At 44.9% G+C, this 25,979-nt stretch carries 23 protein-coding genes; 16 read left to right on the top strand and 7 right to left on the bottom strand.

Annotated features, from left to right (window positions below):
• Positions 1-31: 31 nt before the first annotated feature.
• Complete coding sequence (gene fadR / locus ACU01J_RS00305; protein WP_481083916.1) at positions 32-871, top strand: fatty acid metabolism transcriptional regulator FadR; 840 nt, start codon at positions 32-34, stop codon at positions 869-871.
• A 66-nt stretch (positions 872-937) separates the two neighbouring features.
• Here fadR and ACU01J_RS00300 read toward each other — a convergent pair whose 3' ends face one another.
• Positions 938-2,110, bottom strand: coding sequence for a DUF1887 family protein (locus tag ACU01J_RS00300; protein WP_481083915.1), 1,173 nt, complete (start codon positions 2,108-2,110; stop codon positions 938-940).
• A gap of 148 nt (positions 2,111-2,258) precedes the next feature.
• The gene (locus ACU01J_RS00295; protein WP_481083914.1) at positions 2,259-4,250 is read right to left on the bottom strand and encodes a methyl-accepting chemotaxis protein; all 1,992 of its coding nucleotides are present in this window, start codon (positions 4,248-4,250) and stop codon (positions 2,259-2,261) included.
• 221 nt (positions 4,251-4,471) lie between these two features.
• Here ACU01J_RS00295 and hinT point away from each other — a divergent pair, with 221 nt between their 5' ends.
• The 7 genes from hinT (at position 4,472) to ACU01J_RS00260 (ending at position 10,554) form a co-directional block, all read left to right on the top strand.
• Positions 4,472-4,822 carry a purine nucleoside phosphoramidase gene (hinT, locus tag ACU01J_RS00290; RefSeq protein ID WP_481083913.1) on the top strand — a complete coding sequence of 117 codons (351 nt, stop codon included), beginning with the start codon at positions 4,472-4,474 and terminating at the stop codon, positions 4,820-4,822.
• Between the two features lie 111 nt (positions 4,823-4,933).
• Complete coding sequence (locus tag ACU01J_RS00285; RefSeq protein WP_481083912.1) at positions 4,934-6,328, top strand: COG3014 family protein; 1,395 nt, start codon at positions 4,934-4,936, stop codon at positions 6,326-6,328.
• On the top strand, positions 6,325-6,714 hold the full coding sequence (locus tag ACU01J_RS00280; RefSeq protein ID WP_134833813.1) for a YcfL family putative periplasmic lipoprotein: 390 nt from the start codon (positions 6,325-6,327) through the stop codon (positions 6,712-6,714). Before ACU01J_RS00285 ends, ACU01J_RS00280 begins: the two co-directional genes overlap by 4 nt.
• 36 nt (positions 6,715-6,750) lie before the next feature.
• Positions 6,751-7,341 (top strand): penicillin-binding protein activator LpoB, encoded by a 591-nt coding sequence (gene lpoB, locus ACU01J_RS00275; RefSeq protein ID WP_053438204.1) that lies wholly within the window; start codon positions 6,751-6,753, stop codon positions 7,339-7,341.
• A gap of 22 nt (positions 7,342-7,363) precedes the next feature.
• Positions 7,364-8,218 (top strand): phosphotransferase, encoded by an 855-nt coding sequence (locus ACU01J_RS00270; protein WP_481083911.1) that lies wholly within the window; start codon positions 7,364-7,366, stop codon positions 8,216-8,218.
• Positions 8,219-8,319: 101 nt separating this feature from the next.
• Complete coding sequence (gene ycfP, locus ACU01J_RS00265) at positions 8,320-8,859, top strand: alpha/beta hydrolase YcfP (RefSeq protein WP_481083910.1); 540 nt, start codon at positions 8,320-8,322, stop codon at positions 8,857-8,859.
• Positions 8,860-9,264: 405 nt separating this feature from the next.
• The gene (locus tag ACU01J_RS00260) at positions 9,265-10,554 is read left to right on the top strand and encodes an NAD(P)/FAD-dependent oxidoreductase (RefSeq protein WP_481083909.1); all 1,290 of its coding nucleotides are present in this window, start codon (positions 9,265-9,267) and stop codon (positions 10,552-10,554) included.
• A gap of 62 nt (positions 10,555-10,616) precedes the next feature.
• Here ACU01J_RS00260 and ACU01J_RS00255 read toward each other — a convergent pair whose 3' ends face one another.
• From ACU01J_RS00255 to ACU01J_RS00240, 4 genes are read right to left on the bottom strand one after another with little or no spacing between them, the layout of a single operon-like run.
• Positions 10,617-11,156 carry a GNAT family N-acetyltransferase gene (locus tag ACU01J_RS00255; protein WP_481083908.1) on the bottom strand — a complete coding sequence of 180 codons (540 nt, stop codon included), beginning with the start codon at positions 11,154-11,156 and terminating at the stop codon, positions 10,617-10,619.
• A gap of 33 nt (positions 11,157-11,189) precedes the next feature.
• The gene (locus ACU01J_RS00250; protein WP_481083907.1) at positions 11,190-11,963 is read right to left on the bottom strand and encodes a peptidoglycan binding protein CsiV; all 774 of its coding nucleotides are present in this window, start codon (positions 11,961-11,963) and stop codon (positions 11,190-11,192) included.
• A 51-nt stretch (positions 11,964-12,014) separates the two neighbouring features.
• Positions 12,015-15,476: a transcription-repair coupling factor gene (mfd, locus tag ACU01J_RS00245; protein ID WP_481083906.1), complete on the bottom strand. Its 3,462-nt coding sequence runs from the start codon at positions 15,474-15,476 to the stop codon at positions 12,015-12,017.
• A gap of 9 nt (positions 15,477-15,485) precedes the next feature.
• A complete protein-coding gene (locus ACU01J_RS00240) occupies positions 15,486-16,052 on the bottom strand; it encodes a PilZ domain-containing protein (protein ID WP_481083905.1) in 567 nt (188 codons plus the stop codon).
• 179 nt (positions 16,053-16,231) lie between these two features.
• Here ACU01J_RS00240 and lolC point away from each other — a divergent pair, with 179 nt between their 5' ends.
• Genes lolC through lolE form a run of 3 tightly spaced genes read left to right on the top strand, consistent with a single transcriptional unit; the run spans position 16,232 to position 19,364 of the window.
• A complete protein-coding gene (gene lolC / locus ACU01J_RS00235) occupies positions 16,232-17,440 on the top strand; it encodes a lipoprotein-releasing ABC transporter permease subunit LolC (RefSeq protein WP_481083904.1) in 1,209 nt (402 codons plus the stop codon).
• Complete coding sequence (gene lolD, locus ACU01J_RS00230; RefSeq protein WP_481083903.1) at positions 17,433-18,119, top strand: lipoprotein-releasing ABC transporter ATP-binding protein LolD; 687 nt, start codon at positions 17,433-17,435, stop codon at positions 18,117-18,119. The genes lolC and lolD overlap by 8 nt, the downstream gene beginning before the upstream one ends.
• Positions 18,120-19,364, top strand: coding sequence for a lipoprotein-releasing ABC transporter permease subunit LolE (gene lolE / locus ACU01J_RS00225; RefSeq protein WP_481083902.1), 1,245 nt, complete (start codon positions 18,120-18,122; stop codon positions 19,362-19,364).
• Positions 19,365-19,473: 109 nt separating this feature from the next.
• Here the strand turns inward: lolE and ACU01J_RS00220 are convergent, their stop codons facing one another.
• Positions 19,474-20,004 carry a DUF2062 domain-containing protein gene (locus tag ACU01J_RS00220; RefSeq protein WP_481083901.1) on the bottom strand — a complete coding sequence of 177 codons (531 nt, stop codon included), beginning with the start codon at positions 20,002-20,004 and terminating at the stop codon, positions 19,474-19,476.
• A gap of 8 nt (positions 20,005-20,012) precedes the next feature.
• On the opposite strand from ACU01J_RS00220, the gene ACU01J_RS00215 reads away from it, so the two are divergent.
• The 5 genes from ACU01J_RS00215 to kdsB are packed head-to-tail and all read left to right on the top strand — an operon-like array spanning position 20,013 to position 25,960.
• Positions 20,013-22,253 (top strand): DNA internalization-related competence protein ComEC/Rec2, encoded by a 2,241-nt coding sequence (locus ACU01J_RS00215; protein WP_481083900.1) that lies wholly within the window; start codon positions 20,013-20,015, stop codon positions 22,251-22,253.
• A gap of 33 nt (positions 22,254-22,286) precedes the next feature.
• Entirely contained in the window at positions 22,287-24,035 is a 1,749-nt protein-coding gene (msbA, locus tag ACU01J_RS00210) for a lipid A ABC transporter ATP-binding protein/permease MsbA (protein WP_481083899.1), read from the top strand.
• Positions 24,036-24,037: 2 nt separating this feature from the next.
• Positions 24,038-25,048 carry a tetraacyldisaccharide 4'-kinase gene (gene lpxK, locus ACU01J_RS00205; protein ID WP_481083898.1) on the top strand — a complete coding sequence of 337 codons (1,011 nt, stop codon included), beginning with the start codon at positions 24,038-24,040 and terminating at the stop codon, positions 25,046-25,048.
• Entirely contained in the window at positions 25,029-25,208 is a 180-nt protein-coding gene (locus tag ACU01J_RS00200; RefSeq protein ID WP_053438189.1) for a Trm112 family protein, read from the top strand. Before lpxK ends, ACU01J_RS00200 begins: the two co-directional genes overlap by 20 nt.
• The gene (gene kdsB / locus ACU01J_RS00195; protein ID WP_481083897.1) at positions 25,208-25,960 is read left to right on the top strand and encodes a 3-deoxy-manno-octulosonate cytidylyltransferase; all 753 of its coding nucleotides are present in this window, start codon (positions 25,208-25,210) and stop codon (positions 25,958-25,960) included. The genes ACU01J_RS00200 and kdsB overlap by 1 nt, the downstream gene beginning before the upstream one ends.
• Positions 25,961-25,979 lie beyond the last annotated feature (19 nt).

Genomic DNA, 25,979 nt, shown 5'->3' with positions numbered 1-25,979 from the left:
ACCCAAATAATAAAGACTGGATAATATATAAATGGTCATTAAGGCAAAGAGCCCAGCAGGATTCGCAGAAAAATACATTATCGAAAGTATTTGGAAAGGCAGATTTCCACCTGGTTCAATTTTACCAGCAGAACGCGAGCTCTCTGAACTAATTGGCGTTACTCGCACAACACTACGAGAAGTCTTACAGCGTTTAGCACGTGATGGTTGGTTAACAATCCAACACGGTAAACCAACGCGTGTAAACCAGTTTATGGAAACGTCGGGCCTGCATATTCTTGATACGTTGATGACGTTGGATGCTGAGAACGCAACATCGATTGTTGAAGATTTGCTTGCAGCACGTAGTAACATCAGCCCGATCTTTATGCGTTATGCATTTAAAGCGAACAAAGAAAACTCTGAGAAAACCATTACCAACGTTATCAGTTCATGTGAAGCCTTGATTACAGCTGATTCATGGGATGTGTTTATGGAGTCTTCTCCGTATGCAGAGAAGATTCGTCAACACGTTAAAGATGATGGCGAGAAAGACGAAATCAAACGTCAATCTATCCTGATTGCGAAAACGTTCAACTTCTACGATTACATGTTGTTTCAACGTCTTGCGTTCCACTCAGGCAACCAAATCTATGGTTTGATCTTTAATGGTCTGAAGAAGCTTTATGATCGTGTAGGCAGTTACTACTTCTCTAACCCAGAAGCTCGTGAGTTAGCGCTGCAGTTTTACCGTGACTTACTTGAAGTGTGTGAGACTGGAAATCGCGAACAAATTCTGATTGTTGTTCGTCATTACGGTCTGCAGAGTGCGCAAATCTGGAATCAGATGAAAACCACGCTGCCAACCAACTTCACTGAAGACGACAGCTAAGAAGCACACGACTTAAATAAAAAACCGCCTTTTGGCGGTTTTTTTGGTTTATTGATCGTGTGTAAGTTAGCAGTCGGCGATTTCTTCTTCACAGCCACCGGCTTCTGCAAACCACTCGGCTAGATGAGATTTTAGATCTTTAAGTTCATCAGGGCCAATCAGAGCGAGGCCAAGATCTTCCGCGCGGGTAATATCATTGTGACGCAATGGACGGAAGCTAACCAGCATAGCGCGAGCTTGTAGGCCACCGAGAAGGTCACGTAGAGACTCTAGCTTGTAAAGCGTGTCATCACCGTCGTCACGCATTCCTTTAGTCTTACATTCGATGATATGCAGCTTATTGTTCACCACTGACGCGACGTCTAGCTCATTACGCACTTCTCTATCACCTAGCTGGCGGTAGACTTGAACGTTGAGTGAGCGGTCTTGAATGGTTGGCATATCTCGCTGGAGCTGTCTTACCGTGCTGTGCACTAGAGTCTCCAGCCATTCCCCATTTGAAAAGCGTCGTGCATCTTCGTTAGCAAAAGTAAGTGCGCCATTTTCATAGGTTGCAATGTCGGCTTCGACCAAATCGGTCAATAGCATATTCAATTCGCGATAGCCCTGCTGCTTCTCAGAAAGCTCTACGTCGAGCTTTTGCTCTTTACGGCAAGTGGTAGCCAGATAGTTCAGCGTTGCCAGACCGGGGCCAAGTTCCAACGCATTACTTGCCCAGCGCTCCCCAAGCTCATAGAGCTTTTGGTCCAGCTGAGGTGGTAATTGATGCTCATTGAACTCGCCACGTGCACCAAACACCGTTAAGTAATCGTCAATAGTAATGCGGTCTTCCACTTGTGAATCTTCTTGGCCATCAGGATAGAGCCAGCACAAACGGTCACTATTGGGCTCTACAACAAAAATCGGCCAGTGATAAGTACGAAAGACTTCGTAAACGGATAACAGTCGATGACGCAGGCCACAACTGGCGTTAAGTTTGACCTCTTCGCCTCTAGCTGCGAGACCTTCAGCCAATGTGATGATGGCTTGTTTGATTTTCGAAGTGTTCGCTACATTTGGAATTTGGAAAAACTCTGAAGTGATATTTCTTTTGCTCAATACACTATGAAGGCGAAGGTACATTTCTTCTTGGGATTCCACCCCGATGAAAACGATATGATCGCTAATCGTGCGATTGTCTAATAGTGGTGTAACTAGGCGTATCGGGTCTTGATCAATAATGCCAACATGAACGGCCATAACAATTCCTCATGTTCGGCTTGCAAAAAAGAGTAAGAAAAGCGGGGGGCAAGCCTATTAAATCATATAATGACACGGATCTTAAAAAACAAGGGCGACTATAGTAAATAGTCGCCCAAACTCAATTAATTACCGTTTTCTGACTTAACTATAACTTAAAGCGATGTACCAAGGTACCTTGTTGGTTTGCTAATGAAGAGAGGTTAGAGCTGGTTTGAGCTATCTCTGCCATTGCTTGATAGCTGGCATCGGCAATCAGGTTAATCTCTTCAATATTGCGGGCAATTTCGCTAGTGGTTTCGCTTTGCTCCGCTGCAGCATGAGAAATGTGGCCACTCATTTGGCTGATTTCCATGATTAGCCCCTGAATCTCTTCCATAGCACTGTTGGCACTAGAAGCTTGCGCGACTGACAGTTCCATATCGTCTTTACAGCTTTGAATGACCTTGTTGGCCGAGCTCGAGCTGCTTTGAAGGTTACTGATCATATTTTCAATTTCTGACGTCGATTCTGTCGTGCGCTGTGCAAGTACGCGGACTTCATCTGCAACAACCGCAAATCCGCGACCTTGTTCACCGGCACGAGCTGCTTCAATTGCAGCGTTAAGCGCGAGAAGATTGGTCTGTTCAGCGATATTACGAATAACGTCTAAAATACTACCGATTTGACTGCTCATTGCTTGCAGGTCTTTTACCGCATCAACCGATTGATTCAGACGGGTTTCAAGCTGATTAATCGTCGAGATATTGGTCCCCATAATCTGTCGACCTGACTCCGAAGCGATTTCGACTTTTTCGACCATAGTCTGAGAATTCTGAGCACTTTGTGCGACCTCTTGTACAGAGTGAGCCATTTCAGTCATCGCTGTCGCCACGTTTGCGGTCTGTTCACGTTGTTGGCTTAATTGCGATTGAGTCTGAGAAGACGTTGATTGGTTGGTTGACGCCGTTTTGGTCAGGTTGTCTGAGGCATCATTTAGTTCGACCAATATTCCATGTAAGTTGTCCGCGAGTGAGTTGATATGGTGACTAACACGGCTGAATTCGTTGTTGTAACGAATGTCGATACGCTGCGTCATATCGCCTTCAGTGAGCGATTCAAGAGTACGAAGAATACGAGTTAAAGGTTCACGTACACTTTGAGCAATATGGTAACCGATAGCGAGCGCCATAAAGATCACAATCGCCCCAATAGAAACAGAGCGAATGACGCCTTGCTCGTATACTTCACCTGCTTCGTTTAGTGAGGCGTTAAGTTCTTGTTGCGCCACTGCGCTGAATGAAGCAAGCAATTCGCTGGTCGCGTCAACTTGCTGGGTTAGGTTTGCGATATTGGCATACAGCGCATCTTTTGCTTGTAGGTAGGCGCTATGTTGGTCAAGCACACCGCCTTTTTTACCAACGTCTATCGTAAACTGTTGAACTGATTCATCGAACGCTTTTTTAATCTCGGGCATCTGGCTGGTTAAGCCGCGGTAAGCGTAGTTGAGGTGAGTCACCGCTTTCTTGTTTTTGGCCACAGCTTTAGCGACGAACTCTGTGTCACTACTTGCGAGCGCATCAGAGGTGATCATCTCAGCATCTTTTAACTTGATGAAATAGCTTTTAGCCATCACTTTTACTGAGATACTACTTTGATCATCGACATACTCTTTCATGCCTAAACTCAGTTCAGAGTGCAGTCGTTGGAATTGACGAGTTGACTTTTGTACCTGAGCTTGGGCGACAAACATCGCACGGTAGTTTTCCATCGCTTGCTTAGCTTCAGTGAAGTAATTTACTTCCATCTCTTTAAGCTGAACAATCGACTCAGTGAGCTCAGGGTAATTTGAACTGACTTGCTCTAACTTTAATAGCTGTTGGTTATAGGTTTGTTTTACTTCTTCATATTGGCCCGATAGTTGGTCCATACGCTCGAAGCTTTGAGTGGTCAAAAAATCTTTGAACAATTTATCGGCAGAAAGTAGCGCTACACTCGTTTGGTTAGATTGTGAAACTAATGGTAGTGAAGTGTTAGATACGCCTTCGAAATTCTGGTGTATCTGCTGCATTCCTCGCATCATCATCAACGTAGTGATGACGAACATTATTATGATCAATGCAAAGCCAGCGTACATACGCTTTATCACTGAGCCCTTCATGGATCTCTCCCTTATTTATATTTTAGTAAGAAATTAACAAAAAGATGCTCATTGTATTAATAACGAGACACGCATTTTATGACGCACAATACAAATTTAGTAGGATGTTTCCTACGACACGCTGTTATAACAAACGAACACTGTTTTTTATTGTGATTTTGCGAAGCTTGGCGCATACTCGAATCAATTCAATTATTAAAACCGTATCGATGGAGCGCTTCATGGCAGAAGAAACCATTTTCAGTAAAATCATTCGTAAAGAAATTCCGGCAGATGTTGTTTATCAAGATGACCTAGTCACTGCATTCCGAGACATCAATCCACGCGCGCCAAGTCACATTTTGATCATCCCAAATAAGCTTATTCCGACGGTCAATGAGATCAAAGAAGAGGACGAGCTAGTTATGGGTCGTATGTTTACGGTCGCACGAAAGTTAGCGAAAGAAGAGGGTATCGACGAAGATGGGTACCGTCTGATCGTTAACTGTAACTCTCATGGTGGCCAAGAGGTTTACCATATTCATATGCATCTTGTTGGCGGTCGTCCGCTAGGTCCAATGTTAATGAGCTAGTCTTTCTCAAAGGCATATCGAACAAATTCGCTCTCGCATTGTCTTAAGCAAGGACAAATTTAGAGTGCGGCGAGTCTCGCGGCGCTCTTACTTACAACTATGGAATACCAAGTGCAAAAACACATTCGACTTGCATTCGTCATCGGCAGTTCATTCGTGCTTTCTGCATGCGCCAATTTATCTGCAGGCAATCTATTTAGCCACTACAGCGCACAAAACAACGAACTGCATCAAAAGGTGAGAAGCGGAGACTACCAACAAGCTAAGACCTTACTACCTGAACAAGTTGCGGGAGATATTCTAGATAACTTTGAAAAAGGTCGAGTCTATTTACTCAACCAGCAATATACAGAGAGTAAATCTGCGTTTGATGAGAGTGATCGAGCTGTTCGAACTCAGCAAGATCAAGCAACAGTTTCGCTTTCGGAAAGTGCGATGAGCGTTGGTGCTTTAGCCGTTAATGACAATTTAAAAACGTATCATCCTGCTGATTATGAACTGGGCTTCTTGCACCTTTATCTAGGGCTTAATTACCTTAAAGAAAACGATCTAGAAGGTGCATTGATTGAGATGCGTAAAGCCAACCAAGTTCAAGAGCAAGCACGTAAGGATAGGGAAAAGGAGCTAGAGGCGGCTCAAAATCAAATGGAGCAGCAGGGCTTAACGCCCAATTTAGGGAGTATCTTGTCTAATTATCCAGATGCGGGCCAAAAATTGCAGGCTGTTCAAAATGGCTATTTGCTGTACCTGTCAGCGTTGTTATATGAAGCAGATAAAGACTTAAACAGTGCTTACGTTGATTATCGACGCGCATTAGCGGTAATGCCTGATAATCAGCAAGTCATTGAAGGTACGAAACGTGTTGCTAAGCGTTTAGGTATGCAAGAAGACCTGATAAAACTAGAAAAACGTTACGGCAAGGCGAGCTATCTTGCTGATGGCAAAAGCCGTGTTATTGTGATCGATGAGCGTGGTGTTGTTGAGGCAATGCAAGGTTGGACACTCACTTTACCCTTACATGACAGTAGGGGGAATGGGGCTTGGTATAGCATTTCATTGCCCTACTACGCAGAAAAGCATGAGCAAGACTTTGGTTCATTATCTCTTAACCGTGATACGCTTTCTGCTGATATGCTAACTGATGTGAACTTGATGGCGAAGCAAGACCTCTCAGAGCGAATTCCTAACATTATTATTAGGCAAGGCTTAAGAGTCTGGGCTAAAGACCGATTAAGAAAAGAGGCTGCACAGGGCGATGATGTTGGGAATTTGTTGTTTAATGTCTGGAATACGTTGACAGAACAACCTGACACTCGCAGTTGGCTGACGCTTCCAAGCGAGATTTACAGTTCGAGTGCGATCGTTGAACCTGGTAAACAGAGTATATTGCTCAACGGACAACCCTATACATTTAACGTGGAGTCAGGGCGAACAGTGTTGGTTTGGCTCTCACGTCAAGGAAACAATGCCACGATTTGGCACAAACAGTTAGGAAACATACGATGAAAAAATGGCTTATTTCATTAGTAACAGTATTGGCTATCGTTGGCTGTGCTGACAATACTGCAGGGTTGCGTATTGATGGTGCGTCTCAAACGGTCATTTTTGGTGACAACGTATTAGCCGGTCGTTTGAAAATCGACGATATTTCAACGACGGAAGTTGATGGCAGAGCACGTGGTGTCGTACGACTTGTTAGCCAATATACCGGTGACCAGCACGTACAGTATCGCTTCTATTGGTATGACGACCAAGGCTTAGAAGTGAATAACAAGCTAAGTCCATGGAGACAAGCAATTGTTCGAGGTACTGAAGAAATTTCGATTTCGGAAGTGTCGATCAACCCAAATGGAACTCAGTTCCGCGTTCAGATTCGTCAGCTAGATAACTAATTAAGTAGTAACAAAGGAAATTTTAAGGAACCAACAATGAAAAAAAGTGTAATTGCATTACTTGGTTTAGCGGTTGTATTGGGCGGTTGTTCAAACCAAGTGAGCTACGGGGACGCTCAAGCCGTTGAAACAACCACAATCGACTTTGGTTCAACAGACTTGCAAAAAATTGCTGGTGAGATGGTTGATAGCATGATGATGTCAGGCTCAGTGGCTGCCATCACACGCGACTCACGTCCGATTGTTTTTGTAGAACGAATCAAGAATAAAACCAGTGAACACATTGATACTGAATCGATTACAGACAGCATCAGCACTAAAATGCTTAACTCTGGGAAGTTCCGCTTTGTTGATATGGATCGTGTAGAGTCTGTTCGCGATCAACTGAACTTCCAAAATAACGATGAGCTTGTTAATCAGAGCACAGCAATTCAGTTTGGTAAGATGGTCGGTGCTCAATACATGCTTTACGGTAACCTATCAAGCATTGCCAAAAACGCTGGTAGTGACAAAGACGTTTACTACAAGATGACGATGCGCTTAATGGATCTAGAAACAGGTCTGATTGAATGGGCGGATGAAACAGAAATTCGTAAGCAAGAGTCTAAGAGCTTCTTAGGCCTATAATGAGTTAGAGAAGGAGTGAGCTATGGCGAGGATGTCTTGGAACGAAGCTTGTCACCTTGATCGTTCGTTATTGTCGTTAGATCACTTTTTCTCTATTCCTCCGGACTATGCGCAGACGCTGACCGGAGGGCTCACCAATCGTTGCTGGAAAATCGTTACTACAGACGACAAGTCTTACGTGTGGCGTCCAGCAACGCATATCACCAAAGCGTTTTCAATTTCACGCTTTCAAGAATATCAAATCCTTTCGGCGATTGAGCAAAGCCATTTCTCTCCCGCAGCTATTCATATCAATGACCAAGGTCTGCTTGTCGACTGGATAGAGGGAGCCTCATTGACTGACAGTTTGAGCTTTGATGCGCTACTCCAGACCATGATTAAAATTCACGATTTTGATACTCAGCGTCTTCCTCTCGCACCATTTAACTACACAGCCCGAGTCGACCATTACTGGATGTTGCTATCCGATGAGCACAAAGTGTCAGCGTATGCTGAAATCTACAATCGTTGGCGTACCGCTCCCAATTTGGCCGATGTAGGCTTATCTCTGTGCCACTTTGACTTAGCAGGTTATAACATGGTGAAGACAGAGCAGGGCAACAAAGTGATTGATTGGGAATACGCTGCTTTGGCGGATCCACGCCTAGATCTTACGCTTAGCATCGATGTGATGGATGAGAAGCCTTTAGAGGCCGTATATCGATACTGTCAATTACGTGGTATTGAAGGGGTAGATGATTGGGTTGAAGGTGTATTGGCTTGGAAACCCAGAGCGACCATGATGGCGATGTTATGGTACTTGTTGGCCTATCAGTTATGGGGAGATGAACAATATTTAACCCAAGCCGAAAAGCTTCAACAAGCATTTTGTAGCTAAGATCACTGTTTGATGCATCGGTAGAGGTTAACTCTAGTCTGTTGCTTTTAAACCTTATTTTTCGTGGTAGATTAAGCTCATAAGGATCGGGGGATTATACGATGATTATTTATTTACACGGTTTTGATTCAACAAGCCCAGGCAATCACGAAAAAGTGCTTCAACTGCAGTTTATTGATGACGATGTGCGTTTTATTAACTACAGCACGCTTCACCCTAAGCACGACATGCAGCATCTTCTGAAAGAAGTGCATAAAGTGATTGAGCAATCAGACGACAAAGCGCCGATCATCTGTGGGGTAGGACTTGGTGGTTACTGGTCCGAAAGAATTGGTTTTTTATGCGGTATTAAGCAAGTTATCTTTAACCCTAACTTGTGCCCAGCGCGTAATATGGAAGGTCGTATTGACCGTCCTGAGGAGTACGAAGATATCGCGACCAAATGTGTTTCTGAGTTCCGAACCAAAAACAAAGGCCGCTGTTTAGTGATTCTCTCTAAAGAAGATGAGATTCACGATAACAGCAAAACAGCTGCTGAATTAGAAGATTACTACGACATTATTTGGGATGAGACCCAGACTCATAAATTTAAGAAAATTTCCCAGCACCTTCAAACGATGAAGGCGTTTAAAAACGCTTAGTGAGTGTTTCTCCGAATAGAGTAGTGAAAGCGACGTAATTTATTAACGTCGCTTTTTTATTGTTCAATCCAGTCAAAATCCTTACAACTTTAAATGAGATTAGCGCATTCTTTAGTTGCGCAACGTATTTTGCCCTATATAATGAGTTCACTATAAATTTTTTGATAAATATCAAAAAAAATTGAGAGTGAGTGAAAAACTTACCCATCATTAACTGATCTTGTTGCAGATTAGTACTTAGCCATAAGGCTTTATTACCCAATAGCGTGTCGTATTTCGAACAACACCTCTACCAGTGTGCTTTCTGGCAATGGAAGCGAGCTGAATAAAAAAGAACCAAATTTTATCGATGTGGTTTTTAGCCATATTGAAACACATTTATTAACTTTTTTGAGGAATGTAGCTGTGACACGAATTATCGTAGTAGGCGGCGGCGCAGGCGGCCTTGAGCTTGTGACTAAACTTGGCCGTACATTAGGCCGCAAAGGTCGTGCAAAGGTGACTTTGGTTGACCGTAAAGCGAGCCATCTATGGAAACCACTTTTACACGAAGTAGCAACAGGGTCTCTTGATGAGGGTGTGGATGCTCTGAGCTACCGCGCTCATGCTAAAAACCACCACTTCGACTTCCAAATGGGTAGCCTTGAAGACATCGACCGTGAACGTAAAGTGATTAAGCTGCGTGAGCTGAAAGATGCAAACGGCGAACTACTTATGCCAAGTCGTGAACTTGATTACGACATTTTGGTCATGTCGATCGGTTCAACATCGAATGACTTTAACACTCCAGGTGTTCGAGATAACTGTATCTTCCTAGATAGCCCTGAGCAGGCTCATCGCTTCCGTACGGAAATGAACAATGAGTTCCTAAAACTGCACGCAAAAAATGGTAACGGTACGGTAGATATTGCGATCGTTGGTGCGGGTGCTACAGGTGTAGAGCTTTCAGCGGAACTTCACAATGCAGTGAAAGAACTGCGTACCTATGGTTTTGGTGATCTTGATTCAAGTAAACTAAACGTAAACCTTGTTGAAGCGGGGGAGCGTATTCTTCCAGCACTGCCGCCACGTATTTCCGGTGCAGCACACCAAGAGCTGACAAAGCTTGGCGTTAATGTTCGTACTGCCACTATGGTGACGCAGGCGGATAAAGATGGCTTGGTAACCAAAGATGGTGAGAAGATCCCGGCACAAATTATGGTATGGGCTGCAGGGATTAAGGCTCCAGACTTCATTAAAGATATTGCAGGTCTAGAGACTAACCGCATTAACCAGTTAGTGGTTAAAGATACGCTGCAAACCACTCGTGATGATGATATTTTCGTAATTGGTGATTTGGCTCAGTGCACTCAAGCGGACGGTTCATTCGTGCCGCCTCGTGCTCAAGCTGCACACCAGATGTCGAGCTGCGCATTTTCTAACATCGTGGCTAAGCTAAACGGACGCGACATGAAACCTTATGTCTACAAAGATAAGGGTTCGTTAGTCTCTTTAAGCCGTTTCTCTACGGTAGGTAGCCTGATGGGTAACCTAACTAAGGGATCAATGATGGTTGAAGGTCGTATTGCTCGCGTGGTGTATATCTCGCTGTACCGCCTACATCAGATGGCTTTGCATGGTATGTTCAAAACGGGTTTGATTATCCTGATGGGACGCATTAACCGAGTACTTCGCCCTAACCTCAAGTTACACTGATACTTGGCTTGAATCGAAGGCAAAAAAGAGCGCTGGTGCGCTCTTTTTTATTGTGGCTCTTTTTATTTAGGAATGATGGAGTAAACAAAGCCTGTTTTAGGTTTTCCATCGTAGAGAAAACGGTTTTCTGCGCGTGATTCGAACTTGCCGCCGCATCTTTCAATCAATTTCTGACTTGCCTGATTATCGGGGTCGCAGACAATCTCGATACGGGTAAGTTTTAGCACATCGAAGCAAAATTCAACTAAGGCGTTAACGGCCTTACTTGCGTGTCCCTGTCCTTGATGCTCATCGCCAATCCAGTAACCAACACTTGCCATGTTGAAGTTGTGGTATATCTCATTAATCGCAACCATTCCCAGGAATTGTTCTGAGTGACGGCAAAATACACCGAAACCATACGCTTGTGCTTTGACCCAGTTGAGTCGGGTAGCAAGGATGAACTGTTCCGCATCATCGGTTGAGAAGTCTGGTTGGCACCAATCAATCCATCGATGGAGGCTAGGGGAGTGACGTACGCAATCGCGTAAAATCTCCGCCTCTTCACCATCGATTAAGCGTAAATTAAGATCTTTTGTGATGATTTGATAGCTAGGCGTCATAAAAATAAAGCCCTCAAGTGAGGGCTCAGGCCTTTATTGATTAACTCGGCGTACTTGAATGATCATGCCAAGAAGTGGGTGATCTAAGTAGTGAGTTTCTGTACTGCGCATACGACGCTTCTGGTCTAAGCGGTAGCTTTTTAGGAATTCTTCGGTACGCACTGTTGGTGTGACATCTTCCATTAAACCAACCTGCACCACTTGGTCATCGCCGTTGAGTTGCTGATCGAGGACTTCCGGTTTGTTTTCCTCAATAATTACGTCACGAACGCTTGGTTCTTTAAGGTCTAGCTCAACGTCTGCATACAAATAATGCTCAACGTAGATCTGCAATTTACCATCTAGCTCATAAAGCGGCTTAGGAATCGACTCTTCTTGAATCCCTTCAATTGCTTGAGTGCCAGTGTTGCTACCAATCATTGAGCCATTTGGATTAAACTTGTTTGAAAAATCTTTGCCAGCTTGGATGTGAAACGTTGGTGCACCAAAGCGACCTTGATCGCCTTGACGCCAAGCTTTGTGCATCAATACTTGAAAGCCAGCGTGACGTTTTAGCTTTTCGACTTCACCATTTAGCTTATACGCAGAATAAGGCAGCATTTGTACTCCCTTCTTCGAGCGGTAATTGGTATCAGAGAAAGAGCCAGCACGTTCAAGATCGATTTTAGGTAAGTCCTTTGGCCATGACTCAGCTGTTTTCTCTGCGTCGACGGCACGCTTAAAAATGATCACTTCGATATCGAATTGGCGCTGCGCCATAGAGGGCATGGCAACTAACAATAGCAACAGCGGGATCAGTTTTTTCATTACAACTCCATCAAGAGGCACTTGGTGCCTCAAATTAAATATTTTGAACAATCAGGCTTTTGGTAATAGATTTTGCTGGAACTCGCCCAGTATATCATTAACAAATTGTATGCGTTTGCGTCTATCAACCAATGGTATCGTAAACTTGAACTTAGTTGGTCCATCCATTGCGAATTTTTGTGGCTGAGATTGCAATAGTTTAACCAAATACATAGGGTTAATGTCAGCATCTGGATAGAATTCGACAAAGCCACCTTTGTCGTGAGCTTCGATTTTTTTCACTTTCAGTGCGGCGGCTTCTAATTTTAATTGAGCGACAGAAAGCAAATTCTTCGTTGCGTCAGGCAATAAGCCAAATCGGTCGATAAGCTCAATCTTCAGCTCGCCTAGCTCTTGTTCATTGCTAACGCTAGCAATCTGTTTATACATAGATAAGCGCGTATTGATATCTGGGATATAGTCATCAGGTAATAGAGCAGGTAGGCGCATCTCGACTTCGGTTTGGTCACGCAGTAGCTCATCCAGTGAAGGCTCTTTACCTTCTTTCAATGCTTCTACTGCTTGCTCTAACATTTCCATATAAAGAGTAAAGCCGACCGATTGAATCTGACCACTTTGCTCGTCGCCTAACAATTCACCTGCACCACGAATCTCTAGATCATGGGTGGCCAAGGTAAAGCCCGCGCCTAAGTCCTCTAATGAGGCGATTGCATCGAGACGTTTAATCGCATCTTTAGTCATAGCCTTTGGATGCGGTGTCATCAAGTAAGCGTATGCTTGGTGGTGTGAACGACCCACGCGGCCACGAAGTTGGTGTAACTGTGCCAGACCTAGGTTATCGGCACGATCCATGATGATGGTGTTAGCGGTTGGAACATCGATACCCGTTTCAATAATTGTGGTACAAACCAGTAGGTTGAATCGCTGGTGGTAGAAGTCGTTCATGATGCGTTCTAATTCACGCTCACGCATTTGACCATGGGCGACGGTCACTCGCGCTTCAGGAACAAGTTTTTCTAGGTCTGCAGCAACTTTTTCGATGGTTTCAACTTGATTGTGCAGGAAGTAGACTTGACCACCACGCATGATCTCACGCAATACCGCTTCGCGAACCACAGCGTCGTCACTTTGGCGAACAAAGGTCTTAATTGCTAAACGTCTTGCTGGTGGTGTAGCGATAATGGATAAGTCTCGCATACCACTCATCGCCATATTCAAGGTTCTAGGAATCGGTGTCGCGGTTAGAGTTAAGATGTCGACGTCGGCGCGCATCGCTTTCATCTTCTCTTTTTGGCGAACACCGAAGCGGTGCTCTTCATCGACAATAAGTAGTCCTAAATCTTTAAACTTGATGTCATTCGACAGTAGCTTATGGGTACCTACGACTAGGTCGACTTTACCTTCTTCGATATCTTGTAAAACTTGCTTTTGTTCCTTGGCCGTTTTAAAGCGAGAAAGCACTTCTACTCGGATAGGTAAGTTGGCAAACCTGTCGCGGAAGTTTTCAAAATGCTGTTGAGCGAGTAGGGTTGTCGGGACTAATACAGCGACTTGCTTACCGTTATCAGTGGCAACAAACGCAGCGCGCATTGCTACTTCTGTTTTACCAAAGCCCACATCACCACACACCAGACGATCCATCGCTTTCGCTTGGCACATGTCCGACATAACCGCGTTAATCGCCATTGATTGGTCATCGGTCTCTTCAAATGGGAAGCCTGCTTTGAAGGTTGCGTATTGATCACGATCCAACTCAAACTTGTAACCAGGCTTAAGTTCACGCTTGGCGTACACATCAAGCAGCTCTGCCGCAACATCACGAACTTTTTCCGCTGCTTTACGACGAGCCTTAGCCCAAGCTTCGCCACCGAGTTTATGGATAGGAGCACCATCTTCAGCGCCACCAGAGTAACGGCTGATAAGATTTAAAGAGGCGACGGGTACATACAGTTTGGCCTCATTTTGATACTCCAGAGTCACGTACTCTGTGACCATTCCGCCTGCTTCGAGGGTTTGCAGACCAATATAACGACCAATGCCGTGGTCGATATGCACCACAGGTTGACCTGGTTGAAGCTCGGCGAGGTTACGAATAACCGCATCGCTATTGGTTGCTTTGCGATCTTTACGTCTGCGTTGGATTACGCGGTCACCAAGGAAATCGCTTTCACAGATAAAGGCGACTTGGTCGCTGCCGAAAATAAAGCCATGCTCGGCCGCGCCGAGTACGAGACTAAACTTATTCGCGCTATTGATGGCTTGCTCTAAACAGCTAAATTCTTCCGGACGTAATTTGATTCTTTGCAGTAGTTCTAGAAGTGCTTCGCGTCGGCCTTCTGACTCTACAGAGAAAACGATCTTGCCGGAAAATGACTCGCTGAACTGACGCAGCGCCGCCATCGGTTCTTTATTTTGGTGCTGAACAGTGAGATCAGGTAGCGGTGATAAGTCTGGGTTACTGCGACCTTGTTTTTCTGCTACTGGTTTAACAAACAGCTGTACTTGAGGTAGCTGTTTAAAGTGGCTAAAGAGCTGGTCTTTCTTTAACCATAGTTCTTCTGGCGGCAATAGCGGACGTAATGGATCAACTTTACGCTGATCGTAGCGGTAGTCGACGTCCGTTAAGAAGGTATCGATCGACTCTTCGATATTGCCAACCGTCAGCAACTGGCTGTCTTCAGGAATGTAATCAAATAAGGTTTCGGTTTGCTCAAAAAACAGCGGCTGCCAGTATTCAATGCCTGCAGGCCATGTGCCTTTTGAAACTTGCATGTAAACTGATTCTGGTTCTCTACGCGCTTCGAAACGCTGACGCCAACGGATTCGGAAGTCTTCAATAGCACTTTCTGACGTTGGGAATTCGTGTGCAGGAAGCAGTCGAATTTCTTTCGTATCCTCAATTGAGCGTTGGTTCTCTGGGTCAAACGTGCGGATGGTATCAATCTCGTCATCGAAGAAATCAATACGGAAAGGGTCTTTCGAACCCATTGGGAACAAATCAAGAATAGAGCCGCGACTCGCATACTCTCCGGGACCAAATACTTGGTCAACATGTCGATAGCCTGACTTTTCGAGTTGAATACGCAGTTTCTCAAGCGAGAAAAGATCGCCCACTTTAACCATCAGCGTATGCTGCATTAAGTAGTCACGTGGGGATTGACGCTGAAGTAGGGTTCCCACCGGGACGATAGTAATACCGCTGGTTTGAGTCGGCAGCTGGTAAAGACGTGAAATACGATCAGAGATAATCTCTTGGTGTGGAGAGAAACTGTCGTAAGGCAGCGTTTCCCAATCAGGGAACAGTGATACTTCTTGGGTTGTGAATTGTTCGATTTCCTGCAATAGCTTTAATGCAGTCTGAGGATCGGGAACCGCAAGTAATGTGTGTGCACCATGGTTTGCAGCAAGCTCTGAAATAGCGATAGCTAAGCTTGCTCCATGTAGATTTCCGATCTGTTTCTTGTCTCCAGCACCTTGGGCACCGACGAGATTAAATAAAGATGTGTTAGGCATAGTATTTGATTATTTCTCGCGGTTAAGCGAACGCTGACGTAGTAACTTTTGTTGCTGGAAAAGAGCCGCTTTGATCAGGAGATCTTGGTCGAGATCTCTGAGCAAATTGTATTTAACAGTAATGAGTTTTTGGTCGTCTTGGTCTTCGATGTGAACAATCTGTCCATAGCAATAAATGGCTGCCGCAGGGTGCTCTAGAAACAGTTTAACTCGAACTTTTGTCTCAATATCGATAGCGCGCTGACTGTAGTAACTGAATTGGCTAGCACCAAATGAATGGGTTTGATGGCGCAGTGATGGATCATCTTGCTGTGAAAGCATAAACGTTAACAGTAGGTTGAGCTTAGAGTTTTGCGTATCAAGCAATTGAATTACGTGCTTGAAGTCATTGTTTTTCAGCTCTGCGCGTGCACTGTCGTTAAGCATGTCTAAGTGGCTAAATTCACTCGCAACGATGAAAGGCGCAGGAATTTCACCTTCAAAGTTGTCATAGCTTGGAAACTGTTCACTTTCCGCTAATGGTTCAACATTCACCGTCATTGTGTGGTTGACGGTGAAAAATTCTTGGTCTGACATGCTCGATTCCTTCTTTATATAGTTTTGATTATCGTTATACGTGGCAAGGAATCAAGGTATCCCTTTGTTTATTACATAATTTAACGACTAATTGGCAATTAAACACTACACCCAAGTCGATTTAATCGGTAGAGTAACCTCATTAATTAGGTCTAAAGACTCTAGCTTTGGTTTCTACTATGTTTCATCCAGTCTCAACCTTTATTGGGTTGCGCTACTTAAGAGGGCGCTCCGGTGATAGGTTTAGCCGTTTTGTCTCTTATATGTCGACAGCGGGTATCACGATCGGTGTGATGTCCCTAGTTACGGTTTTGTCCGTCATGAATGGCTTTGAAGCTCAGCTTAAAGGTCGAATTTTAGGTGTTCTTCCACAAGCGATTGTGTCCCAAGCCGATGGTAAGACGGAGCGCTTAGAACAAGCCCCTGAGTTTATTCGCCAACTGTCTGATGCCGGGCATCCCGAACCGATTGTTCAAAGCGAAGCGGTATTGCAAAGCGCAAGTCAATTAAGCGCGGGACTACTGATTGGCATTAAGCCGTCTGAACATGACCCTATTGAAGAGCACCTTATCGCGGGCAGATTAGAGAACCTTCAAGCGGGTAAATACCAGATTTTTATTGGTCACACCTTAGCGCGATCTTTAAATGTATCCATTGGTGATAAAGTTCGACTGATGGTGACCAGTGCAAGTCAGTTTACGCCTTTCGGTCGTATTCCAAGCCAGCGACTATTTACCGTAGCGGGCATCTACAATACTGGCTCGGATGTTGATGGACAGTTAATGCTGACGCACATTCAAGACGCTGGGAAACTGATGCGATTAAAGCCAGATACCATGACAGGTTGGCGCTTGTTCTTTAATGACCCATTTGTGGTAGCTGATTTAAGTGAACAACCTTTACCTCAGGGTTGGAAATGGCAAGATTGGCGTGACCAACGTGGCGAACTGTTTCAAGCCGTACGAATGGAAAAGAACATGATGGGTCTTATGCTTGGCCTAATCATTGGCGTTGCAGCTTTCAATATTATCTCGGCGCTGATTATGGTTGTGATGGAAAAACAGTCGGAAGTCGCTATCTTGAAAACCCAGGGTATGAGTGACAGACAAGTGCTGGCTATTTTTATGGTACAAGGTGCCAGTAGTGGCGTGATAGGGGCTGTAATTGGTGGCGCTCTTGGGATCGCGTTAGCAAGCAACTTAAATGCGATTTTAGAAGCGGCTGGTGTTGCGCTGTTTTCTGTTGGCGGAGAACTGCCCGTGTTGATTAACCCAATCCAAATTACAATTGTTGTGGTTATGGCGATTGCGCTGAGCCTGATTGCAACGCTATTCCCGTCTTACCGCGCATCTTCTGTAAAACCAGCCGAGGCTTTGAGATATGAGTAACCTTCTACAGTGTCATAACGTTTGTAAAACGTATCGAGAGGGGGCGTTTGATACTCAAGTATTAAAGGGCGTGAGTTTTGGACTTCAGCGTGCTGAACTTGCCTCAATTATTGGTAGCTCGGGCTCTGGTAAAAGTACTTTATTGCATATTCTTGGAGCGCTCGATGAAGCGACAGAAGGGCATGTGACGTTTCTCGATCAAGACTTATCTAAACTGAGTTCAAACAAACAAGCGAAACTACGTAATCAGCATTTAGGCTTCGTTTATCAGTTTCACCATCTGCTATCTGACTTTAGTGCAGTCGAAAATGTGGCGATGCCGCTTCTGATTGGTGGTACTAAAGTCGCTGCTGCTAAACAGGCCGCTAAGGCACTGCTTGATAAAGTTGGATTGACTCATCGTTTGGACCACCGTCCATCAGAACTGTCTGGCGGTGAACGTCAGCGTGTCGCTATTGCTCGTGCGTTGGTTAATAATCCAGCACTGGTTCTGGCTGATGAGCCGACTGGTAATTTAGATCATAAGACCGCGCTGGCTATTTATGATCTGATGCGTGAATTAAACCAAGAGTCGCAAACCGCGTTTCTAGTGGTCACGCATGATGGTGAGTTGGCAGCGAAAATGAACCGTCAACTGCACATGCAAGATGGGTTACTGCTGAATATTGAGGGGGCGTAGGTGTTCTCTTCACTATCTCACTTTATTGCTCGCCGTTTTAGCCGCGGCAAGCAGCGTAACAAAATGGTGTCGTTTATCTCGATGTCATCAACGATTGGTATTGCTGTTGGTGTCGCGGTGATCATCATTGGCTTATCAGCAATGAATGGTTTCGAGCGCGAACTGAATAATCGAGTATTGTCGGTTATCTCCCACGGTGAGTTCGAAGGTGTAAGAGGGCCGCTTGTTGAATGGCAACAGGTTGTTACCCAAGCGGAAAAACACCCAAAGATCGAAGCAGCAGCCCCTTACGTTAAGCTTACGGCTTTAGCTGAAAAGGGCGCACAGCTCAAAGCGATTGAAGTTAGAGGTATCGACCCTGAACAAGAAGGGCGAGTATCGAGTTTAAGTGACTTTATTGACCCAAGTGTATGGGCATCCTTTAAGGCTGGTGAACAACAAGCCATTTTAGGTAAGGGTGTTGCGGATCTGCTGGGTGTTAAAAAGGGTGATTACCTAACCTTGATGATTCCTACCGGTGGGGCGACCACAAAGGTTCAAGCGCCTAAGCGAGTACGAGTCAAGGTCGCTGGCCTATTAACATTGAATGGTCAGATTGATCATAACTTAGCGCTGATTCCACTGGCTGATGCACAAAGCTACGCCAAGTTGGGGCAAGGTGTGAGTGGCGTTGCGGTTAAAGTTACGGATGTTTTAGAGGCAACACAGATTGTAAGAGAAGCAGGCAATACTCTAAGTGTGTATGTCTACTTGCGCAGTTGGCAGCAGAAATATGGCTTCCTTTATCGTGATATTCAGCTAGTACGAACCATTATGTATTTAGTGATGGTGCTGGTGATTGGTGTCGCAAGCTTTAACATTGTCTCTACGCTGATGATGGCAGTAAAAGATCGCGCAGCTGAGATCGCTATTCTGCGTACGATGGGGGCAAGTGATGGCCTTGTTAAGCGTATCTTTGTTTGGCAAGGCGTTTTCTCCGGTGCTTTGGGTAGCATTGTCGGCAGTATCATCGGTGTGCTTGTTTCGCTTAATCTGACCCCAATGATTTCTGCTCTAGAAAACCTGATTGGTCATAAGTTTTTATCTGGTGATATCTACTTTGTTGATTTCTTGCCGTCGCAAATTGAGCCATTAGATGTCGCGTTCGTGTCAATCACAGCTATAGTGCTTAGCTTGTTGGCGACTTGGTATCCAGCTTCTCGTGCGAGTAAGCTCAACCCAGCAGCGGTGCTAAGTTCTAAATAACACTGGCTTACAAATGTAAAAAAAGGACCGTCTGGTCCTTTTTTCATTTCGATCTTACAGTGTTGTTGCATCAATTCGTTATTTTCGCTGTGACAACACCAATGTCATTTTACTTCTTCAGTAGGCCACTTATTCTGATCTGACGTTTTTGCCAGCTACGCACAACAGAATAACGCCAAAGTGCTTTTATTCCAAAGTAACCAAGCATTGCCGATACCACGCCACAGATTAAGCAGCCCAATAGGAATGGAGGCCCAATAGCACTCATTTGATGCAGGATGAACTCCCACGATAGTTCAAAGTGGAACTCTTGCGGGGGAACATGCATTGCCCAAGCTCCAACTTTGTAAGCGAAATAGAAAAGGACAGGCATGGTCACTGGGTTACTCACCCACACTAGGGCAACAGATAGCGGCAAGTTAACCCCACAGGCGATCGCAAGCCCTGCGGACATGATCATCTGGCTAGGCAGTGGGACAAAAGCCATGAATAGGCCTACGGCGAAAGCACCCGCAGCTGAGCGTCGGTTAAGACACCACAAGTTTGGGTTATAAAGCACGTTGCCAAAAATCTTTAGTGCCTTTTGACGCTTAATCACTTCGTGGTCAGGCATAAAGCGTTGGATGAATTTTCTTGGCATAAGGAAATATGACTCTCTACTTAAATTATTGGTCGCTGATTTCGTTTTCGTTGTTGATCGTCACTAGCCCATATTGGCCAATCATGCCCGATTGGAAATATCTAATCATTCCTTGCATCTTGATCGCCGTATCCATCAAGTATAGGCAAGTGAGATTTTGTGTTGGAGCAGCATTTGCGTGCATCATCATATTTGTGCATGGCAACTTGCTGCAACAGCAAACAGAAAAACTTTTCAAAGCAGGTCAGGATATTACCATAATCGCTGACGTTGACAGCCTTTTTAAACCAATAAACCGAGGCTTTCAAGGCCGAGTTATAGTTAGATCAATCAATGGCCAATCCTTGAGCACATTTCATCAACCTAAGATCACGCTTACAGCACCATTATTGTTTCAACTAGGTGATACCGTAACGGCTAAAGTATCACTCAAACCAATCACAGGTTTACTTAATGAGGTCGGTTTTGACGCTGAAACCTATGCCTTATCACAATCTGTCCTGGCTCATGGCACCATCAAAAACCGCGAGAGTTTTTATCTAGTCAGCAAGGGGTCAGTGAGAGGGGCTGCGTTAGAAAAATTTCATCGCCATACTTATCAGTTAGAAAACCGCGATGTATTGCTCGCCTTAATGTTTGGCGTACGTGATGAGCTGAATGCCGAGCGTTGGAGAAAGTTGCAACAGAGTGGATTAAGTCATCTGATTGCTATTTCTGGGTTGCATATTGGCATTGCGTTTGGAATTGGGTGGTTCTTGGGAAGAGGATTTATGAGAGCCCACTGGACGCTGACTTACGCCCCGACGTTATGTGGATTGATATTTGCTCTAGGTTACGCATGGTTGGCAGGTTTTTCGATTACTACGCAGCGTGCGATGCTAATGTGCATCGTCTTATGCTTTGTCCAACAGTTTGCGGGGCAGCTTTCATATCGTTATAAGTGGTTATTAGTACTTTCAGTGCTACTCATCATTGAACCTTTTTGGGTGGTGAGCACCAGCTTATGGTTATCGATGGCCGCAGTCGGAGTTGTTTTTTTATTTCTCTCAGTTACTAAGAGGTTACAACCGACATGGCTGAAAGCTATTAAGCTTCAGGCCTTTATTGTATTGCTTATGTTCCCAGTGACGGCGCTTCTTTTCTATGGAGTGAGTGTCAGTGCTTTTGTTTATAACCTGATATTTGTGCCGTGGTTTTCTTTCATTGTTGTTCCGTTGCTCTTTTTTGCGTTTAGTACCAGCTATCTCAATATCAATACAGATGCGCTATGGTCGATAGCAGACTTTAGTTTAACTCCCGTCACTTGGGCAATCGATTATGCGCAGTGGGGCTGGATGGATTTGTCATCTCTTGAAGTTAAGTGGTTAACCTTACTGGTGGCATTATTGGTGGTTCATCGATTACTCAATCGATACGGGGTAACGCTTATTCTCGTCATATTTCTGGTCTGTGATACTCGATGGCAGAAATTACCACTATGGGAGTTAATCGTATTTGATGTCGGCCACGGCTTAGCCATCGCGATAAGACAAAATGATCGCGTTATGCTCTATGACACAGGGGCGGCGTGGGGAACGTCGAGTATGGCTGAGCAAATCATTGCTCCCTACCTAATTAAATCGGCAGTAAACAAAGTTGACTATCTGGTACTCAGTCATATGGACAATGATCATGCAGGTGGCTGGCAGTGGTTGGTCGATAGGTGGCAGCCTGAATCCATCATCACCAGTCAAGTCGATGTAGGTGGAGTAGGGTGTGTTAAAGGGCAACGCTTTAATTGGCAAGAGCTGACGCTAGAAGTGATTTGGCCTATAAAACAAGTAGCAAGAGCGTATAACCCGCACTCTTGCGTTATCAGCGTGACTCACCGGTCGGCCCCGCAAAAAGCATTGCTCACTGGCGATATAGAAACTATTACGGAGTGGATGTTAATTCGCGACAAAGACAAGCTTGATTCTGACGTGGTAATAGTTCCTCATCACGGTAGCAAAACCTCATCTATTGCGAAGTTTGTTGAACAGGTGAGCCCGTCACTGGCGATCGCTTCTACCGCGAAAAGGGGGAGGTGGAATTTGCCTAATTCAGAGGTGGTCGAGCGATACCGAAATCAAGGCGCGGAGTGGGCAGATACGGGTAGCTCAGGTCAAATAACGGTGAAGTTTTATTCAGATAGCCTTTTGTTGATGCGACTACGAGATATCAAAGGGGGGAGTTGGTATAGGCATATGCTGCGTAAGGGAGTAGAATAGCCGCAATATTGTAAAAGAAAAATAAGCACTTCTATGTCATTGAATCAAGACGAAACGACTTGGCAAACGTTCAAGCGCCTGTGGACTTATATCCGTTTATATAAAGCAGGTCTGGCGGTTGCAGTTGTTGCACTGATTGTTAACGCGATTGCTGACACTTACATGGTTTCATTACTAAAGCCGCTTCTTGATGAAGGTTTTGGTAATGCGGAATCCAACTTTCTTCGAATTCTACCTATTATCATCTTTGGCATGATGATTGTCCGCGGTCTGAGCGGATTTGTTTCAACCTACTGCTTAAGCTGGGTATCTGGCAACGTTGTTATGCGGATGAGACGAGCTATCTTTAACCAGTTTATGCATATGCCGGTCTCTTATTTTGATAAAGAGTCTGCTGGTGGCCTGCTTTCTCGAATTACCTACGATTCTGAACAAGTGGCTGGCGCTACAAGTCGTGCGTTAGTGAGTATCGTACGTGAAGGCGCAAGTATTGTCGGCCTATTGGTGTTGATGTTCTGGAACAGCTGGCAGCTATCTCTTGTGCTATTCATTGTCGCTCCTATTGTAGCGTGGGGGATTGGAGTCGTGTCTAAACGTTTCCGCAAGATCTCTAAGAACATGCAAGAAGCGATGGGGAATGTAACTTCATCTGCGGAACAAATGCTGAAAGGGCATAAAGTTGTCTTGAGTTACGGCGGTCAAAATGTTGAACGTGAACGCTTTGACAGTGTAAGCAATCAAATGCGTCAGCAATCAATGAAGTTAGTTGCGGCTCAAGCCATTGCTAACCCAGTTATTCAGGTAATTGCTTCTATTGCTCTTGTTGCAGTGCTGTTTTTGGCCAGCGTTGACTCTATTCGTGCTGAGTTAACTCCAGGTACGTTCACGGTTGTATTCTCAGCAATGTTTGGTTTGATGCGCCCGCTAAAAGCTTTGACCAATGTTACTTCTGAGTTTCAACGTGGTATGGCGGCAAGCCAAACGTTGTTTGCACTAATGGATCTTGAAACAGAACAAGACAACGGCAAGCTAGAAGCTGATAAAGTTCGTGGTGAGATCGCGGTGAAGAACGTAACGTTCACTTATGAAGGCAAAGAAAAGCCTGCATTAAGTGATATCAGCTTTAATATCCCGCAAGGTAAAACAGTGGCTCTTGTCGGCCGTTCAGGCTCAGGTAAGAGTACTATTGCGAATTTATTTACCCGTTTCTACGATGTGGACTCTGGTTCAATTTGTTTAGATGATGCTGACGTAAGAGATTACACGCTAAGTAACCTGCGTACTCACTTTGCGCTTGTTTCGCAAAACGTCCACTTGTTTAACGATACCATTGCCAACAATATCGCTTATGCGGCGACAGAGCAGTTTAGTCGTGAACAGATTGAACATGCCGCTCGCCTTGCTCATGCAATGGACTTTGTTCAAAATATGGAAGATGGCCTAGATACCGTGATTGGTGAAAATGGCGCAAGCCTATCAGGCGGTCAACGTCAGCGTATTGCCATTGCGCGTGCACTATTGCGAGATGCACCTGTACTGATTCTAGATGAAGCGACTTCGGCTCTTGATACTGAATCAGAGAAAGCGATTCAAGCCGCACTGGATGAATTGCAGAAAGACAAGACGGTACTTGTCATCGCGCACCGCTTATCGACGATCGAGAATGCCGATGAGATTTTGGTTGTGGATGACGGTGAAATTGTCGAGCGTGGTAACCATACTGAGCTAATCAAGCAAGATGGCGCTTATGCCCAGCTTCACCGAATTCAATTTGGTGCTTAGTCTTGATTGAGAAAATTTGGTTTGAAAACCACCCAATTAAATACCTACTGTGGCCATTATTATGGCCACTTAGTGTCCTGTTTGGTTGGATAAGTAAAAACCGTCGCTATCAGTATCAAACTGGAAAGAAAACATCATACCGCCCGCCAGTACCCGTCATCGTTGTCGGTAATATTACCGCGGGTGGTAATGGCAAAACGCCAGTGGTGATCTGGTTGGTTGAGAAGCTGCAACAGCTTGGCTATAAGCCTGGTGTCGTATCACGTGGTTACGGTGCCAAAGCGCCTTCTTACCCATTAATGGTCGAAGCAGAGACTTCGCCAAAGCATTGCGGCGATGAGCCTAAACTGATTTATAAGCGCACAAATGCTCCAGTGACTGTTTCTCCCGTTCGCAGTGATGCCGTTAAGGCGCTGCTGAAGCAGGATGTGGATATTATTATCACCGACGATGGTCTCCAGCATTATGCATTGGAGCGAGATATTGAGATCGTGGTGATTGACGGTAAACGTCGATTTGGTAATGAGTGTTTAATTCCTCTTGGCCCACTTAGAGAGCAAGTTGAACGCTTGTCCGAGGTGGACTTACTGATTACCAATGGCGGACAAGCGCTTGATAGCGAAGCCAGTATGTCATTAGTGCCTACACATGCAGTGAATTTATTGACTGGTGAACGACAAGCAGTGACAGAGCTGAAAGAGGGCTTGGTGGCGATGGCTGGCATTGGTCACCCACCGAGATTCTTCAATACTCTGACTCAGCTTGGTGCGACTCCAGTTGTTGCACAAGGTTTCGCTGACCATAAAGATTTTGAACCGTCACAGTTAGATGCCTTAGCCGCACAAGGTAAGCACCTAATTATGACTGAAAAAGACGCAGTAAAATGCGCACATTACGCAAAAGAGAATTGGTGGTATCTACCGGTGAATGCTGAGTTTAGTACTGCTGACGAAGTGCGTATTTTAGATAAGATTAAAGAGGTTAAGGAAAAGTATGGATCACCGTCTACTTGAGATTGTTGCCTGTCCGGTATGTAAAGGAAAGCTAACCTTTGATAAGGACAAGCAAGAGTTAGTTTGTAAGTTAGATCGTTTAGCTTATCCAATTAAAGAAGGTATCCCTGTGTTGTTAGAGCCAGAAGCTCGCAAAATTAGCATGGACGAGGGTAGATAATGTCATTCACTGTTGTTATTCCTGCGCGTTACCAGTCGACTCGACTGCCGGGTAAACCTCTTGCGGATATTGGTGGTAAACCAATGATTCAATGGGTTTATGACCAAGCTATTCAAGCAGGGGCTGACCAAGTAATCATCGCGACGGATGACAATCGTGTGGAACAAGCCGTTAAAGCGTTTGGCGGTCAAGTTTGTATGACTTCACCTGATCACGAATCAGGTACCGAGCGATTAGCTGAAGTTGTCGAGAAAATGGCTATTGCTGATGATCATATTATCGTCAACGTGCAAGGTGATGAACCACTCATTCCATCGTCAATCATTACTCAAGTCGCTGAAAATTTGGCAAACAGTCAAGCGCCTATGGCAACACTGGCGGTTAAGATTAGTGACGAAGCGGAAGTCTTTAATCCCAATGCAGTTAAAGTATTGACTGACAAAGATGGCTATGCGATGTATTTCAGCCGTGCAACAATCCCGTGGGATCGAGATAACTTCGCTCAGCAAGACAAAAAGATTGCGCAGCCACTGATGCGTCATATTGGTATCTACGCTTACCGTGCAGGTTTTATTAATACCTACGTTAACTGGGAGCCGACAGCGCTTGAGAAAATTGAGTGTTTAGAGCAGTTACGTGTACTTTGGTATGGTGAGAAAATCCATGTTGAAGTTGCAAAACAGGCACCAGCTGCTGGAGTTGATACGCCAGAAGACTTAGAAGTCGTACGTAGTATCATCGCTCAGCGATAAACGAGAAAAGGCCCGGTTA

This window comes from Vibrio sp. 2433-A1 (assembly GCF_056726085.1).
Note: the sequence above shows the minus strand (reverse complement) of the source record. Positions and strands in the feature narration are given on the sequence as shown.

What these genes read in the sequence shown, in the direction of transcription:
- ACU01J_RS00250 (WP_481083907.1), bottom strand. Translation starts at nt 11,963, where the DNA reads ATGAAAAAACTGATCCCGCTGTTGCTATTGTTAGTTGCCATGCCCTCT.
- lolC (WP_481083904.1), top strand. Translation starts at nt 16,232, where the DNA reads ATGTTTCATCCAGTCTCAACCTTTATTGGGTTGCGCTACTTAAGAGGG.
- fadR (WP_481083916.1), top strand. Translation starts at nt 32, where the DNA reads ATGGTCATTAAGGCAAAGAGCCCAGCAGGATTCGCAGAAAAATACATT.
- ycfP (WP_481083910.1), top strand. Translation starts at nt 8,320, where the DNA reads ATGATTATTTATTTACACGGTTTTGATTCAACAAGCCCAGGCAATCAC.
- lolD (WP_481083903.1), top strand. Translation starts at nt 17,433, where the DNA reads ATGAGTAACCTTCTACAGTGTCATAACGTTTGTAAAACGTATCGAGAG.
- ACU01J_RS00270 (WP_481083911.1), top strand. Translation starts at nt 7,364, where the DNA reads ATGGCGAGGATGTCTTGGAACGAAGCTTGTCACCTTGATCGTTCGTTA.
- msbA (WP_481083899.1), top strand. Translation starts at nt 22,287, where the DNA reads ATGTCATTGAATCAAGACGAAACGACTTGGCAAACGTTCAAGCGCCTG.
- ACU01J_RS00295 (WP_481083914.1), bottom strand. Translation starts at nt 4,250, where the DNA reads ATGAAGGGCTCAGTGATAAAGCGTATGTACGCTGGCTTTGCATTGATC.
- lpoB (WP_053438204.1), top strand. Translation starts at nt 6,751, where the DNA reads ATGAAAAAAAGTGTAATTGCATTACTTGGTTTAGCGGTTGTATTGGGC.
- ACU01J_RS00255 (WP_481083908.1), bottom strand. Translation starts at nt 11,156, where the DNA reads ATGACGCCTAGCTATCAAATCATCACAAAAGATCTTAATTTACGCTTA.
- kdsB (WP_481083897.1), top strand. Translation starts at nt 25,208, where the DNA reads ATGTCATTCACTGTTGTTATTCCTGCGCGTTACCAGTCGACTCGACTG.
- ACU01J_RS00220 (WP_481083901.1), bottom strand. Translation starts at nt 20,004, where the DNA reads ATGCCAAGAAAATTCATCCAACGCTTTATGCCTGACCACGAAGTGATT.
- mfd (WP_481083906.1), bottom strand. Translation starts at nt 15,476, where the DNA reads ATGCCTAACACATCTTTATTTAATCTCGTCGGTGCCCAAGGTGCTGGA.
- hinT (WP_481083913.1), top strand. Translation starts at nt 4,472, where the DNA reads ATGGCAGAAGAAACCATTTTCAGTAAAATCATTCGTAAAGAAATTCCG.
- ACU01J_RS00200 (WP_053438189.1), top strand. Translation starts at nt 25,029, where the DNA reads ATGGATCACCGTCTACTTGAGATTGTTGCCTGTCCGGTATGTAAAGGA.
- ACU01J_RS00215 (WP_481083900.1), top strand. Translation starts at nt 20,013, where the DNA reads ATGACTCTCTACTTAAATTATTGGTCGCTGATTTCGTTTTCGTTGTTG.
- ACU01J_RS00240 (WP_481083905.1), bottom strand. Translation starts at nt 16,052, where the DNA reads ATGTCAGACCAAGAATTTTTCACCGTCAACCACACAATGACGGTGAAT.
- ACU01J_RS00280 (WP_134833813.1), top strand. Translation starts at nt 6,325, where the DNA reads ATGAAAAAATGGCTTATTTCATTAGTAACAGTATTGGCTATCGTTGGC.
- ACU01J_RS00300 (WP_481083915.1), bottom strand. Translation starts at nt 2,110, where the DNA reads ATGGCCGTTCATGTTGGCATTATTGATCAAGACCCGATACGCCTAGTT.